This window comes from Atopostipes suicloacalis DSM 15692 (assembly GCF_900129085.1).
Taxonomy (GTDB): domain Bacteria; phylum Bacillota; class Bacilli; order Lactobacillales; family Carnobacteriaceae_A; genus Atopostipes; species Atopostipes suicloacalis.
On record NZ_FQUF01000006.1, the window covers coordinates 1 to 14925 of the forward strand.

Genomic DNA, 14925 nt, shown 5'->3' on the forward strand with positions numbered 1-14925 from the left:
ACTTCTTAAGTTCGGACACACTCATTTTATATTTTACTGAAATACCTGATAATGTATCACCACTTTTTACAGTATAAGTAGATCCTGTAGATGGGGCAGGTGTCGTTGGTTTAGTTTCTGGTTTTGAAGAAGAGCTACTTCCTGTCACCTTTAATTTTTGGCCAATATAGATCAAATCAGATTTTAAGTTATTCAGCTTTTTAAGTTCTGATACACTGGTTTTATATTTTACTGCAATATGTGATAGAGTATCGCCACTTTTTACAGTATAGGTTGATCCTGTAGATGGGGCAGGTGTCGTTGGTTTAGTTTCTGGTTTTGAGGAAGAGCTACTTCCTGTCACCTTTAACTTTTGACCGACATAGATTAGATCAGACTTTAAGTTATTTAATTTCTTAAGTTCTGACACACTTGTTTTATATTTTGCTGCGATATGTGTTAATGTATCACCACTTTTTACAGTATAAGTTGATCCTGTAGATGGGGTTACATCTTTATCGCCCGTTGAAGGTTTTTCGTTTTTATCTTCATCAGTTGGTGGAGTCGCTCCTCCAACAAGTTCTGAGTCAAAACGAGTTAAATTATAAGTGGCAATTAAATTATTTAATTTGCTGGCATAAGCAGGATCTGTTGCATATCGCCCTTCTAACCATGCTGTAGCTTCCTTATAATTTTTAGCATTTTCTAACCAAGTGCCTGAATAATATTTTGGATCCCATGATGTTCCATTTCTTAAAAGATAGGCATTATCAAGTAAGGATTCTAAGTAACTTGGGTATTTTTTGAATTTCGCATTTACTGTGACATTTTGCCCATTAATATTTTCCCATGTTTTCATGGTTACGGATTGGCCATTATAAGAGCCCTTAATTCCAAATAGATTGTAGTTTGGAGCTGAGGATAAAGAACTACCACCAAATCCAGATTCAAGTGCAGCTTGAGCCACCATGACGGAAGCATATAAATTATTATCTTTAGCGATTTTGCTCGCATGTTCTCCGATAATGTTAATAAATTCTGAATTTGTTAAGTTTTTACCGATATCTCCTAAATCATCTTTAGAACCTTTAATTAATAAGGTTTGGCCAACATTTATTTTGTTTTGATTTTTTATATTATTTAATGAAACTAGTGATGATACACTAACACCAAATTTTTTGGCAATTTTATTTAAAGTATCGCCTGTTTTAACAGTATAAGATATTGTTTCTTGACTCGTGCTCGTTTTTGCAAGAGAAGCCACTTTAGGTGTTGCAGCAGCTTTTTTTACAGGTTTTTCTTGTTTTTGAGCTTCTTTTTTCTCTTTTTCTTCAGCTTTTTCTGCCTCTTTTTGTTCTACTTCTTCAGTATTTTCTGTTTCTTCTTGTTCAAGTTCCTCTAGTTCTGTAGAATCTTCAGAGTCTTCTTCTGCGGAATCTTCGGTATCTTCTGTTTCTTCTTGGTCAGGTTCTTCTAAATCTGTAGAATCTTCTTCAGTACCTTCTGTTTCTTCTTGTTCAGGTTCCTCTAATTCTGTAGAATCTTCAGAGGCTTCTTCTTCGGAATCTTCGGTATCTTCTAAATCTGTAGAGTCTTCTTCGGTATCTTCTGTTTCTTCTTGTTCAGGTTCCTCTAAATCTGTTGAATCTTCAGAGGCTTCTTCTTCGGAATCTTCGGTATCTTCTAAATCTGTAGAATTTTCTTCTGCATCTTCTGTTTCTTCTTGTTCAGGTTCCTCTAATTCTGTAGAATCTTCAGAGGCTTCTTCTTCGGAATCTTCGGTATCTTCTAAATCTGTAGAGTCTTCTTCGGTATCTTCTGTTTCTTCTTGTTCAGGTTCCTCTAAATCTGTAGAATCTTCGAGGTCATCGTCAACATTTTTTGCAGCTTCAGCTTCTTCTTGATTAATCAAGTCTGTAATTAGAGACTCAAAAATCAGGTCTAATTTCTCTACTGTTAAATTGTCGGCTTGAAGTTGATTTGCATATTCTGAGCTTTCAACTTTTTCAATGGCTAATAATAAATTAGTCTTAATCATTTGAATCTCTTCATTGTCTGAAATCAAATCGACTGCTTCGTCTTCAGAGGCTTCTTCTTCATTTTCTTCCTGTGTTTCAGTCTCGGACTCTGTTGCATTCTTTAATAGAGAATGATAATCTTCATGTAAAGCTTTTATTTTTAACAAATCGTCGTTTTCTTCATTATCTTCAGCAAGAACTTTATAATTAGGATTCATTGCCAATAAAACACTAGCAATAATACTAGCAGATAGTGGTATGTAGCTATGTTTTCTTTTCTGAGTAAACTTGTTTAAATCTTTACTTTTGTGGTCAGCTTCCATATTCCCCATCCTTTACTTAAATTTTCGATATAAAATAAAATAATTTCTTTATTCATATATTATACTTGGAATAGCTTGTGAAATGTTCTAATTTTAATTTTTTTTACTATTTGTCATTAAAATGTAATAATATTAATAAACGCATGTTCCACTCTCTGCTAAATATATTAGCTCTCAATAGATAAAAAGCATTTATTTTAAGAAAGAAGGCAAGTTAATGTTACAACAACCCTTAAAGTTTTCACACGAAGTACTCAAAGATACTATTATTTCAGGTGATCATGTGATAGATGCAACCGTTGGAAATGGAAATGATACATTGTTACTGGCTCAACTTGTTGGACCTCTTGGAAAAGTGTATGGTTTCGATATCCAAAACGAAGCGATTAAAGCTACGGGAGATAAATTACTCCTAACTGGACAAAGACCACAAGTTGAATTAATTAATGATGGTCACGAGAATATCGATCAATACCTAGAAGAAGACGAAAAAATTAGTGCTGTAACATTTAATTTAGGTTATTTACCTAAAGGTGATAAATCGATTACCACTAAACCTAAAACAACTCTTACAGCCATTAAAAAATCATTAAACTATCTTCGAAGACAAGGAGTTCTTTCCATTATGGTTTATTCTGGTCATGAAGGCGGATTAGAAGAGAAAGAAGCCGTGGACTCTTTAGTCTCTCAATTACCTCAAAAAAGATATAATGTCTTAATGTATCAATATATAAATCAAGCAAATTTCCCACCTTATTTATATATTGTCGAGAAAAAATAACCATCAAAAAAGAGACTTGTATTCTTTAAACATCTATTGAATACGAGTCTCTTTTTTTAATCTTTATCATGTTATTTACTTTTAATATATGGTTTTCCTAATGCTTTTGGTGATTCAGATTTACCTAAGAAAGCAACCAAAATAATAATGGTTAATACATAAGGTAAAATTTGTAAATAAATAGTTGGAACATTTTGGATAATGGGTATGTAGTGACCTACACGAGATAAACTTTGTGCAAAACCAAAGAAAATAGCGGCAAAAGTAACACCGATTGGATTCCATTTACCAAAGATCATGGCCGCCATAGCCATAAAACCTTGTCCACTTACTGTTAATACTCCAAATTCATTTACAATAGCTTGAGCTTGAATAGCTCCTCCAACTCCACCTAAAAATCCTGAAATTAATACACCTGCATATTTATACATGTAGACATTAATCCCCACAGATTCTGCTGCAACTGGATGTTCTCCTACTGCTCGCAGTCGTAAACCAAATGGCGTTTTGAAAAGGACAAACCAGCCAAGTATACCCGTCAGAATTCCAAGATACCCTAATGGGGTCACACTCGTAAAGAAAATCTTACCAATCACAGGAATATCCTTTAAGATTGGAAAAGAGGTAATTCCAAATGAACGTTTTAGAGGTCCTGTTTGAGCTCTTCCATAGATTACCCTGACTAGAAATACAGACAAACCAGGAGCTAACAAGTTAAGTGCAGTACCAGAAACGACATGATCTGCACGCAAATTAATTGTAGCTATTGCATGAAGAAGCGAAAATAGCAATCCAACAATTCCTCCAAATACCATAGCAATCCAAGGAGTGGAGTTCCCAAAGGTATCAAAAAACATAATATTAAATATGGCTGATGAAAAAGCTCCCATCACCATAATTCCTTCTAATCCGATATTTACAACCCCACTGCGCTCGGAGAAAGCACCGGCTATAGCCGTAAAAATTAAAGGAGCTGAATACATTAAAGAACTAGTAACCAGTAGTTGTAAAATTCCTATCACACTCATTGTTCTGTCCCTCCTTCAGTTTCTGTACTATGTGGACCTTGTGCTCTTCTGTAACCAATTTTTTCAAAAATCCATTCCACTAGGTAATAAGCCCCTACGAAGAATACAATTGAAGCTGTTACAATAACTGCCATTTCATCTGGTACTCCTGCACGAGAGGACATAAAAGAAGCTCCTGTATTTAAAACACCAAATAAAAATGCAGAAAGGACAATACCGATTGGATTTCCTAATCCTAATAACGCTACAGCAATTCCGTTAAATCCTTCATTAGGTAAAGCTCCTAATACAAATAGGTTTCCAAAAGTTCCTAATCCATTAATAGCTCCGCCTAATCCTGCAAGGCCTCCACTAATTAACATCGATAATATAATATTTTTCTTATCGCTCATCCCTGCATATCTCGAAGCATCTGGATTTAAACCAACTGCTTTAATTTCAAATCCAGTAGTTGTATATTTCATGAAAAACCAGTATACCACTACAGCAACTATTGCAATAAAAAATCCAATATTTAGTCTGGAGTAGTTCGTTACCTCTGTTAACCATTCAAGGGATAAACTTGCATTTTCACTAACCTTTTCTGTACGGCTACTTGTCCCAATAACAAAGTTTGTTAAGTAGTTAGAAATTTGTAAAATGGTATGGTTTAACATAATGGTTACAATTACTTCACTTGTTCCAAAATAAGCTCTTAAGAAACCTGCAATTCCTGCATATAAAGCTCCTCCGAGCGTTCCAGCTATTAAGGATAATGGAACAAGAGCGATTCTTGGTAAATCTGGAAATTGGAGAGCAAAAATAATTGTACTTAGCCATCCAATTAAAAATTGACCCGAAAGCCCAATATTAAAGAAACCAGCTTTATTTGCAATATCAAAAGCAAGCCCTGTGAATACAAGTAAAGTAGCTTGTGTTAAAGCTTCTCCGATTGAATAGGGGTTTGCAAAAACATCTATTATCATATGTGAATAAGCATCAATTGGATTATATCCAAACACCAACATCACAATGGCCCCAACTAAGAAACCAAACAATACAGCTAGAAGAGGTACTGATAATTTCTTTAGTAAACTATCCGTTTTTACTTCAACCATTGTTTCCAACCTCCTCTAATTGCTTTTCCTTCTTTTGTCTTTCAATTTCTTCTCTACTAACTCCTGCCATTAATAAGCCAAGTTCAGTCTCTGAAGTTTTCTCTGCATCCACGATATCAACGATTTTTCCTCCATACATCACAGCTATACGATCTGAGACATCCATTATTTCATCTAATTCAAAGCTCATTAATAATACGGCTTTATTATTATCGCGTTGTTCGATTAAACGCTTATGAATAAATTCTATCGCTCCAACATCCAAACCACGTATAGGTTGAGCAGCAATCAATAGATCAGGATCTCGGTCTACTTCTCGTGCGATAATCAATTTCTGCTGATTCCCTCCTGAAAGTGAACGAGCAGGATCTTTTTGTGATTGAGTACGTACATCATATTCCTCAATTAATCTTTCTGCATTATTAGCAAAAGCATCATATTTTAATATTCCGTTGTCGCTTAATGGTTTGTGATAATAAGATTGCAGTGCTAAATTTTCTTCTAGATTCAGATCTAAAACAAGGCCAAATTTTTGTCGATCTTCTGGTATATGACTTAATCCTGATTCAGTAATTTTACGTGGTGTTCGATTCGTAACATCTTTTCCATTAATTTTTACTGAACCTTCTTCAACATTTCTAAGCCCAGTAATGGCTTGAATTAATTCTGATTGTCCATTCCCATCTACACCAGCAATTCCAAGAATCTCACCTTGTCGTACTTGAAAACTCAGATCATTTACGGCATTTAAACCTCGAACATCTTGAACAACTAAATGATCTACAGACAAAATAACTTCTTTTGGATGTGCAGGTCCTTTTTCTACTGTAAAACTAACAGATCTTCCAACCATCATATCTGCTAACTCTTGTTGAGAGGTATCGGCAACATCCACCGTTCCAATTCCTTTGCCTCGACGAATAACAGTACATCGGTCTGCCGCTTGCTTAATCTCATCTAATTTATGAGTAATTAAAATGATTGCTTTTCCTTCATCCGCAAGTGCTCGGATAATATTCATTAATTCGTCAATTTCTTGAGGTGTTAATACCGCTGTAGGCTCATCTAAAATTAAAATATCTGCTCCACCATATAATGCTTTTAATATTTCTACACGCTGTTGTTGTCCTACACTAATATTTTCAACTTTAGCATATGGGTCTACTTTTAATCCATATCTTTCAGATAATTCTAAAATTCCTTTAGCTGTGGTATCTGCATCAATAACACCCATTTTATGTTCTTCATTTCCAAGCATGATATTTTCAGCAACTGAAAATTTATCAATTAACATGAAATGTTGATGAACCATTCCAATTCCTAAGCTATCTGCTTTATCAGGTGAATCAATCACAGTCGGTTCACCATTAATTCTTATTTCTCCTTTAGTAGGCTCTAACAAACCTGTTAAAACATTCATTAAAGTAGATTTTCCAGCACCGTTCTCTCCTAATAGTGCATGAACTTCTCCTTTACGGACTTCAAGATTTATATCATCATTTGCTTTAAATTCGCCAAATTGCTTTACAATATTTCGCATTTCAACGACAACATCAGATGTAGCCAAACGAATTCCTCCTTTATATACATTCTCTTTTTCGAATAAACTTATTTTTTCATTTCTTATGCAATTTATATTGTAATTATTAACAACATCGCTTTAAAATGCAAGGTAATTAGAGAATTACTTTGTTTAAAAAGGCGCCAGTCACTCTAGATGACTGGCGCTTAATAAAAATTTTTCCATGTATTAATAATTAATTATTCAGCATCTTCAACTTCAGTATAAGTAAATTCTTTTACTTCTCGGTCCCCATTTGTAATTTCTTCGCGAGCTTCTTCGATTTGTTCCCAAGCATCGTCTTCAATAAATCCACGGGTGAAGTCGATTCCATCTTCAGCGAATCCATAAGAAATATTTTCTCCACCTTGGAAGTCGCCCTCTTTTGCCGCATTTGCTGATAATTTAATTGCTTGGCCAACTTTTTTAACTGTTGAAGCTAAGGTTACATTTCCATCGGCCCATTCTCCTTCGGCTTCTTGGTCAAGATCAACACCAATTACCCAAAGATCCGTATCTGAACCATCTTCCATTCGGTTACGGGCTTCTTGGAATACCCCATTACCTACAGCTCCAGAAGCATGGAAAATTACATCTGCACCGTTTGAGTACATAGCTGCGGCAATTTGTTGTCCTGCTGCAGTATCACTAAAACTGTTCGCATATTGGATATCTACGTCAATAGAGTCGTCAATGTAAGCAACACCTTCAGTAAAACCTGTTTGGAAACGGTCGATAATTGGACCTTCAATTCCTCCAATAAATCCTACTTTATTTGTTTCAGTTGTTAAAGCTGCTGCCATTCCAGCTAGGAATGAGTTTTCATGGTCATTAAAGTTTAATGAAACAACATTATCCATATCAACCGCACTATCTACGATTCCATACATACGATCTGGATTTTGTTCAGCAATTGTTGCGATTGGGTCTTCTAATAAGAAACCAATTCCATAGATGACATCATGGTCGTCATTTGTAGCGTTGTTTAAATTTGGTACATAGTCACTTTCAGTATCAGATTGATAATAACGAACGGTATCATCTGCTAAATCATTTTCCTCAGCCCATTCTTGCATACCTTCCCAAGCAGATTGGTTAAATGAACGGTCATCTACCCCACCTGTATCAGTTACCATAGCAATAGTGAACTGATCTTCATCTCCGCCTTCTTCCGGTGCTGCACCATTATCAGTACCCTCGTCAGTACCACCACCATTACCACAAGCTGCTAAGAGTAAAGCAGATGTTCCAAACATAGCTAATTTTTTCCAATTTGCCATATAAAAACTCCTCCATTTTTTACATAGAATTTATCCTATGCAAATTTTATCTATTACTTTATTCATCTACATCATACCATTGTTGTATTTAAAAATAAAGAAGAATCTTATTTATGTAAACGTTATTATTATGAGTTTTACGATGTAAGCGGTACATAGTCGAATAAAATAAAAGGAATACTTATAGAAACAGAATAAAAGCGAACAACTATCTTAAGTGTTCGCTTTATTGTTTGGTTGTGACTATTCTGTTTGAGTATCTTCGTGATTCATAATTTCTTCCTCTTCTTCAACACTGTCTATAAGTACATCTCTAGGTTTCGCACCATCTTGTTCACTTACGATTCCGTTTGCTTGTAAGTCATCCATAATATTTGCTGCTCTGTTATACCCAATCCGTAATCTTCGTTGCAATAAAGAGATACTTGCTGTTTCAAGTTCTCTAACAATTTCAAGAGCTTCATCATACTTCTCATCGTCGCTTTGTCCATTACCAACTTTTGGTTCGTCAGTAGGAATCATTTCTTCTACGTAATTCGGATCTTGTTGGTTTTTAACATAATCTGTAATGGCTTGAACTTCTGAATCAGAAATATAAGCCCCTTGGACTCGTACGGTTTTATTGGCACCCATTGGTAAAAACAGCATATCTCCTCGTCCTAATAATTTTTCTGCGCCGTTTTGATCAAGAATCGTTCGTGAATCTGTACCACTTGAAGTGGCAAATGCTACTCGAGAAGGAACATTTGCTTTAATTAAGCCGGTGATGACGTCGACACTAGGTCTTTGAGTCGCTAAAATCATATGAATTCCAGCTGCTCGAGCCATTTGCGCTAAACGAATAATCGAATCTTCTACTTCTTTAGCAGCAACCATCATTAAGTCAGCTAATTCATCAACAACTACTACAATGTAAGGAAGTTTGGCTGGAACATTCTCATCTCCAGATTCTTTCATTAATTGCACCTGTTCATTATAAGATTCAATATTTCTAGTACCACTCATGGCAAATAATTCATAACGCTTTTCCATCTCTTCTACTACATTCTGTAACGCTCTCGCTGCTTTTTTAGGTTTGGTTACAACTGGTGTTAAAAGATGTGGAACACCATTGTACGTATTTAATTCCACCATCTTAGGATCAATTAACATTAACTTTACTTCATGAGGTCTAGTTCGCATTAACAAACTAGAAATAATAACATTAATAGCTACAGATTTCCCAGATCCTGTTGCTCCAGCTACAAGAAGGTGAGGCATTTTGGATAGATTAGCAATAGCTGTATTCCCACCTATATCTTTTCCAAGAGGAACATCAAGGGGATGATCAGCTCCTGTTTGATTTAATTCAGACATTACTTCGTTATAATAAACAATATTTATCTCTGAATTCGGAACTTCTATACCAATTAACGCTTTTCCAGGAATCGGTGCCTCTATCCGTACATCTTTAGCAGCCAGTGCTAAAGCAATATCATCAGATAATCCCACAATACGACTCACTTTAACTCCTGTAGCAGGTTGAATTTCATATTTAGTAACTGCTGGTCCTAAATTAGCCTTAACGACTGTCGCTTCTACGCCAAAGCTTTCAAAGGTTTCTTCAAGTTTTTTAATATTTTGCTCGATAATTGTATATTCATTGGATTGATCAGGTGAAGCATGATGATCTAACAATGAATATGGTGGTAATTTATAATCTTCATTCTCTTCGTCAGAAACAAAGTTTATATCTAAATTTCCATTTTCTTCTTCAGGTTCATCATTTTCTATTCCCGTTTTATTTTCAGTTTCATTTTCAGTTGGTAAAATATCTCCTATAGGTAATGAAGTTTGTTTCATTCCTTCAATTGGAACAGGAGCAGATCTCTTTTTAACTTCTTGCTCATGCGTTTTTTCTTCATTAGAAACAGAAGCAGTTTTCTTTGTTTTTGAGCTTTTCTTTGATTTTTGATCTTTTTCATTCGTTTCAAATTGAATATTCTTTTGCAAGGTAGTTTTAACTTTAATAAATGCTTTCTTTAAGCCATTGAACATTACTTTAAATCCATCACCCATTTTTGAGAATAGGTTTTGATAAGAAAATTGGCCAATACTCATAACTCCAAAAAAAACAAGTAATAAAAGAAAGATATAGGTGCCAATATTGGCAAACAAGAAATAACTAACTGCATATAAACATGCGCCAATCATTCCTCCACCAATATCTTTGGGATTGGTGGTTTGACTAAATAAATCCATTAAGTTTCGCCAAGTGGCTTGGACAATATTAACATCTGCATCCATAATCGGTGCAAATACTCTTTGATGAAGGCCTACTAATAATGCAACGAATAAAAGAATGCTTCCCCTCAAACGATGGGAATTGAACTTTGGATTGGTACCCACAAATAAATAGTATAAACCTAATAAGCCGACAAGAACGGCTAACAATTGAAAGGTATCGCCCACAAATATTCGAATAACATTTGCAAAAAAGTTTCCCACAAAGCCAAATTCTCCTATGGCCAAAATACTTATAAACACAATAATAATTCCAAGTATTTCAATAGAATACCCTTTTTTCTTTTTTCGCCCACGTTTACGTTTTTTACTCATAATTAACTCCTCAATCTCTTTAAATCTACTCTTTTAGTATAGCACGAATGTTCTCATATTTTTACTTAAAATAATATTCTCAGGCAATCTTTAGCTCCTTTAGATAATTAGTATTGATTGACGTTTTAATCATATACCAGTTAAAATGAATATCAAGAATAAAACTATAAAGGGGTGCAAGCCATGAGTTCTATTTTTAGAGATTTTTTTAATTCAAGACAAGAAGATAAAGAACCAAGTGAAATTACCTATCAAAATGAAAAGCCAGAAAATAAAGATCCTATTAAAATCAAAGCTCAAGTATATGGAGTAGTACAGGGAGTTGGCTTTCGTTATACAACTAAACACCTAGCCGACCAATTAAAAGTGAGTGGTATCGTTCGAAATGAAAGTGACGGTTCTGTATATATTGAAGCATTAGGTAGTGATCAACAAATAAAGCAATTTATCGAGGAACTAGCAAAAGGACCTTCTCCAAGTGCTTCTGTTGATCAAGTCGTTGTAGAGTATGATGACTCAATTCCTGACTATGAAGGTTTTGGTGAACGCCATTGAAATGTAACGAGTATTCATGTATTATAACTGTATTAGATTTTTTTAGATTGGAATGAAAACTGTGAACACTCGTAAACTAAATACTAAAATAAAAAAGTACATGCTAACAGGTACTCTTTTAAGTGCAGTACTTTTTCTTTCAGGTTGCATGAGATTTGATCAAGAAACTGGTGACCCTCAAGGATTTTTATCAGAAATTGTCTTCAACTACTTAATTATTCCGCTAGGACAACTTTTAAATTTTCTAGGTGAATTTTTAGGGAGTTACGGCTTAGCCATTATCGTTTTTACGCTGCTATTCCGTTTGATCCTTTTACCTTTAACCTTAAGACAGCAAAAAGGCACGATCGAATCACAAATAAAAATGTCCGCTGTCCAACCGGTTACGCAAGAAATTCAAGCAGAACTTAAGGCAACAGATGATCCTGCAGAACAACAAGCGCTGAATATGGAAATGATGGAAATCTATCGTGAAAATGATATTAATATCGGCGGTCAACTTTCTTCAGGATGTTTACCACTACTTTTACAAATGCCTATATTCGTAGCGATGTTTCAAGTCTTAAGACGTTCTAATGAAATTGCAAATGCATCATTTCTAGGAATAGGATTAGGAGAAAAAAGCATTATTCTTGGTGTTATTACGGGAATCATCTATCTTTTACAGTCACGAATGATGATCAAATCAATGCCTGAAGAACAACAAGGTACTGCGGGCACTACCATGTATATTACACCAGTTATGATGTTTATGTTTGCTGTATCTGGACCTGCAGGTATTGGTCTTTATTGGCTAGTATCTGGAGTATTTACCATTGGTCAACAAATGTTCAATCAATATTATTACAAACCCAAAATTGAAGCAGCCGTTCGCGAAAAAATGGGTCCTGTTCAAAAAGTGGAACGTAAACGAAAAGCTCGTCGTAATGTTACACCAACTGAGGAGATTGATTCTTCCCCTTCCATTCAAAAACAGAACAAAAATCGCAACCGAAACCGCAACGCTGGAAAGCAACAAAGAAATCGAAAATAAAAACAGGTAAAAAATGTCGCCACGTATATATAAAAACATACGTGGTTTTATTATAAAAAAACTTCTCTTGATATCCTCCCTACAAACAGGAAGATATAAGAGAAGTTTTTATTATTGTTTAAGTTTCTGGTAAACTTTCTGGCTCAATAACCGGTAATTGAATACGGAATATCGTTCCATAATCCAGTTGACTATTTACGTGAACTTGTCCACCATAACTTTCGATTAACTCTTTAACAATCGGCAATCCAAGACCTGTTCCACCTTTTTCTCTACTTCTAGCTTTATCTACACGGTAAAAACGATTGAATATTTTACTTAAATCTTCTTCAGATATCCCAGAGCCATAATCTTGAATAGCAATGTCTACCTGTTCTCCAGAGGAACTGATGGAAACATGGACTTCTTTTCTGTCCATTGAATATTTAACAGCGTTGTCTAAGATATTTACAAAAACTTGTTCTAAATGATTTCTATACATATTTACGAAAAGATCTTCTTTGACATCATCGTCCACAATAAATTGGAAGTCAGGATACAACATTTTAAAATTGGTAACTAATTGTTTTAAAAGCTCAATAATATTAGTTCGTTCATTTTTGTAATAAACATCTATTTCTTTTGTTCTAGAAAGATCTAACATTTCTTTGACTAGTGTTTTCATTCGTTTGGTTTCTGTTAAAGAGGCGTCGATCGATTCTTCTAAAATTTGTGGATCTTCTTTCCCCCATCGATCTAACATCTTTAGATGTCCCTCAACAATAGCAACCGGTGTCCGTAACTCATGCGATACATCTTCGACGAACTCTCTTTGGTTTGTGATGTTTTTTTGCATAAGATCAACCATGTCATTATACGTACGAGCCAATTTAGAGAACTCATTATTTTTGTCTCCTTCATTCAGCCGAACATCGGAATTTAAATTCTTTTGAATGGATTCCATAGCTGTCGTTAAGTTCGTGATGGGTTTGACAAAAGAATTAATCAATAATCCACCAATTACAGAACTAAAAATTAAGGCAATTAAACCAATAATAATAATGGATTGTCGAAGATCATTGGTCATTTCATGGTAACCTTTAAGGGTCTGGACGACTTGGATATATCCAAGTAAACGATCATTATAAGTCGAGTGCACCGGAACGACTAAGGATAGAGCTTTTCCATAAGGTCCTGAAATTTCAGTTACCCTTTCTTCCTTACTGGGAAGAAAACGAAAACTTTTAGTGTCTGTTTGATAAACTAAATCTTCATCCGGGTCAAAAACTTTTACAATAATTCCACCCTTTGTTAAAGAAACTGGTGGTGCAAACTCTTCTCTTTTTTCTATTCGAAACTGTGGTGCAGGAATTGGTCCAGTTTCTATCTCAGGCTCATCCAACATTGACGTGGTTGCTTCTTCAGTTAAAGGATAATAATGATTGCTGAAACGTGTAAGAAGTTCTTCCGACAGGTTACGCATTTCGTCTGTCTCATTATCTAACATTACACGCTGAAAACTATTTAATAAAATGTAAGAAAAAATCGAAAATGTTAGAAAAATAACACCCATCGTTAAAAATGTCCAACGAACACGGACAGTTGAGCCTGTATCTTTCTTTCCACTCTTCTTTCGATTGAATAATCTAATCATGTGCGCATCACATACCCCATTCCTCGAACAGTTTGGATATAACTATCTTCACCTGGCTTATCTAATTTATTACGTAAATAACGAATGTATACATCTACAATATTTGTTTCCGCTTCTTTTTCATATTCCCAAACACGATCAAGAAGAACTTCACGAGATAATACTACGTTTAAATTACTCATAAGTTCTACTAACAATTCGTATTCACGTTTTGTCAGCTCAATAATTACATTGTCTCGACGAACTACTCGATTTTCTTTTTCAATAATTAAGTCACGATATTCTAAAGTTGATTGTTTTACTTTATTTTTTTCATTTTCAATATTAATACGACGTCCTAATGCACGAATACGAGCAAGCAGCTCTTCTATAGCAAATGGTTTTGTAATGTAATCATCTGCTCCATGATCAAACCCTGAAACACGGTCAATCACTGAATCACGGGCGGTCATCATCATAATTGGAACATTACTTACTTGGCGAATTCGACGAGCAACATCTATCCCATTTAATTCAGGCAACATTAAATCTAAAAGAATTAAATCCCATTTCTTTGATTCATCCACGGCTGCTTCTAAACCTGAACGCCCATCTAGATAGACTTCGGTCTCAATTCCTTCATGATTTAACTCTAACTCTACAAAACGAGCTAAGTTTTTTTCATCTTCGATGATTAAAATTTTTTTCATCTGATAGCCTCCATCAATTATTTTAATAATAAAAACTCCTATTTTCATCTAATACTCATTTTTCTATTCATATCATAGCATACTTTTATGTTTACAGTGAACTATCTTTCATCAGAATTTCATTTTTCATTCGTTGAATAACCCTTATAGTTCCTATATTTTCACACAAAAAATGTGAGTGCTTCTTGATCATTATAAGAAGCACTCAACATTTAATATAAATCGGTTCTATGTCAAATAGTGTTGATGAGGTAATTTTGAGAGTACAGTATCTTAACTGTATTCTCTTTTTTTATAATTAAGTTTATGATTTTTTCGATTTACTCCATTGGAGTGTCATTCTTTTATCA

At 34.6% G+C, this 14925-nt stretch carries 11 protein-coding genes; 3 read left to right on the forward strand and 8 right to left on the reverse strand.

The window, feature by feature from the left end:
* Positions 1 to 2320, reverse strand: a 2320-nt coding sequence (locus BUB96_RS10650; RefSeq protein WP_143274259.1) for a muramidase family protein, incomplete at its 3' end; no start/stop codon positions are given.
* 217 nt (positions 2321 to 2537) lie between these two features.
* On the opposite strand from BUB96_RS10650, the gene BUB96_RS02295 reads away from it, so the two are divergent.
* Positions 2538 to 3101 (forward strand): tRNA 5-(aminomethyl)-2-thiouridylate-methyltransferase MnmM, encoded by a 564-nt coding sequence (locus BUB96_RS02295; RefSeq protein ID WP_073295751.1) that lies wholly within the window; start codon positions 2538 to 2540, stop codon positions 3099 to 3101.
* Positions 3102 to 3172: 71 nt separating this feature from the next.
* On the opposite strand, the gene BUB96_RS02300 is transcribed toward BUB96_RS02295, so the two are convergent.
* The 5 genes from BUB96_RS02300 to BUB96_RS02320 form a co-directional block, all read right to left on the reverse strand.
* Positions 3173 to 4129 (reverse strand): ABC transporter permease, encoded by a 957-nt coding sequence (locus BUB96_RS02300; RefSeq protein WP_073295754.1) that lies wholly within the window; start codon positions 4127 to 4129, stop codon positions 3173 to 3175.
* A complete protein-coding gene (locus BUB96_RS02305; RefSeq protein WP_073295758.1) occupies positions 4126 to 5226 on the reverse strand; it encodes an ABC transporter permease in 1101 nt (366 codons plus the stop codon). Before BUB96_RS02305 ends, BUB96_RS02300 begins: the two co-directional genes overlap by 4 nt.
* The gene (locus BUB96_RS02310) at positions 5219 to 6793 is read right to left on the reverse strand and encodes an ABC transporter ATP-binding protein (protein ID WP_143274260.1); all 1575 of its coding nucleotides are present in this window, start codon (positions 6791 to 6793) and stop codon (positions 5219 to 5221) included. The genes BUB96_RS02305 and BUB96_RS02310 overlap by 8 nt, the downstream gene beginning before the upstream one ends.
* Positions 6794 to 6987: 194 nt before the next feature.
* On the reverse strand, positions 6988 to 8067 hold the full coding sequence (locus tag BUB96_RS02315; RefSeq protein ID WP_073295762.1) for a BMP family lipoprotein: 1080 nt from the start codon (positions 8065 to 8067) through the stop codon (positions 6988 to 6990).
* A gap of 243 nt (positions 8068 to 8310) precedes the next feature.
* Complete coding sequence (locus BUB96_RS02320) at positions 8311 to 10665, reverse strand: DNA translocase FtsK (RefSeq protein ID WP_073295764.1); 2355 nt, start codon at positions 10663 to 10665, stop codon at positions 8311 to 8313.
* Positions 10666 to 10848: 183 nt separating this feature from the next.
* On the opposite strand from BUB96_RS02320, the gene BUB96_RS02325 reads away from it, so the two are divergent.
* The gene (locus BUB96_RS02325; protein ID WP_084136703.1) at positions 10849 to 11220 is read left to right on the forward strand and encodes an acylphosphatase; all 372 of its coding nucleotides are present in this window, start codon (positions 10849 to 10851) and stop codon (positions 11218 to 11220) included.
* A gap of 61 nt (positions 11221 to 11281) precedes the next feature.
* Complete coding sequence (yidC, locus tag BUB96_RS02330) at positions 11282 to 12253, forward strand: membrane protein insertase YidC (RefSeq protein WP_159431718.1); 972 nt, start codon at positions 11282 to 11284, stop codon at positions 12251 to 12253.
* Positions 12254 to 12371: 118 nt separating this feature from the next.
* On the opposite strand, the gene BUB96_RS02335 is transcribed toward yidC, so the two are convergent.
* Positions 12372 to 13886: a HAMP domain-containing sensor histidine kinase gene (locus tag BUB96_RS02335; RefSeq protein ID WP_084136724.1), complete on the reverse strand. Its 1515-nt coding sequence runs from the start codon at positions 13884 to 13886 to the stop codon at positions 12372 to 12374.
* A complete protein-coding gene (locus BUB96_RS02340; protein WP_073295771.1) occupies positions 13883 to 14575 on the reverse strand; it encodes a response regulator transcription factor in 693 nt (230 codons plus the stop codon). Before BUB96_RS02340 ends, BUB96_RS02335 begins: the two co-directional genes overlap by 4 nt.
* Between the last annotated feature and the right edge of the window lie 350 nt (positions 14576 to 14925).

Coding starts and splice junctions, on each gene's coding strand:
- BUB96_RS02295 (WP_073295751.1), top strand. CDS start 2,538: ATGTTACAACAACCCTTAAAGTTTTCACACGAAGTACTCAAAGATACT.
- BUB96_RS02300 (WP_073295754.1), bottom strand. CDS start 4,129: ATGAGTGTGATAGGAATTTTACAACTACTGGTTACTAGTTCTTTAATG.
- BUB96_RS02305 (WP_073295758.1), bottom strand. CDS start 5,226: ATGGTTGAAGTAAAAACGGATAGTTTACTAAAGAAATTATCAGTACCT.
- BUB96_RS02315 (WP_073295762.1), bottom strand. CDS start 8,067: ATGGCAAATTGGAAAAAATTAGCTATGTTTGGAACATCTGCTTTACTC.
- BUB96_RS02320 (WP_073295764.1), bottom strand. CDS start 10,665: ATGAGTAAAAAACGTAAACGTGGGCGAAAAAAGAAAAAAGGGTATTCT.
- BUB96_RS02325 (WP_084136703.1), top strand. CDS start 10,849: ATGAGTTCTATTTTTAGAGATTTTTTTAATTCAAGACAAGAAGATAAA.
- BUB96_RS02335 (WP_084136724.1), bottom strand. CDS start 13,886: ATGATTAGATTATTCAATCGAAAGAAGAGTGGAAAGAAAGATACAGGC.
- BUB96_RS02340 (WP_073295771.1), bottom strand. CDS start 14,575: ATGAAAAAAATTTTAATCATCGAAGATGAAAAAAACTTAGCTCGTTTT.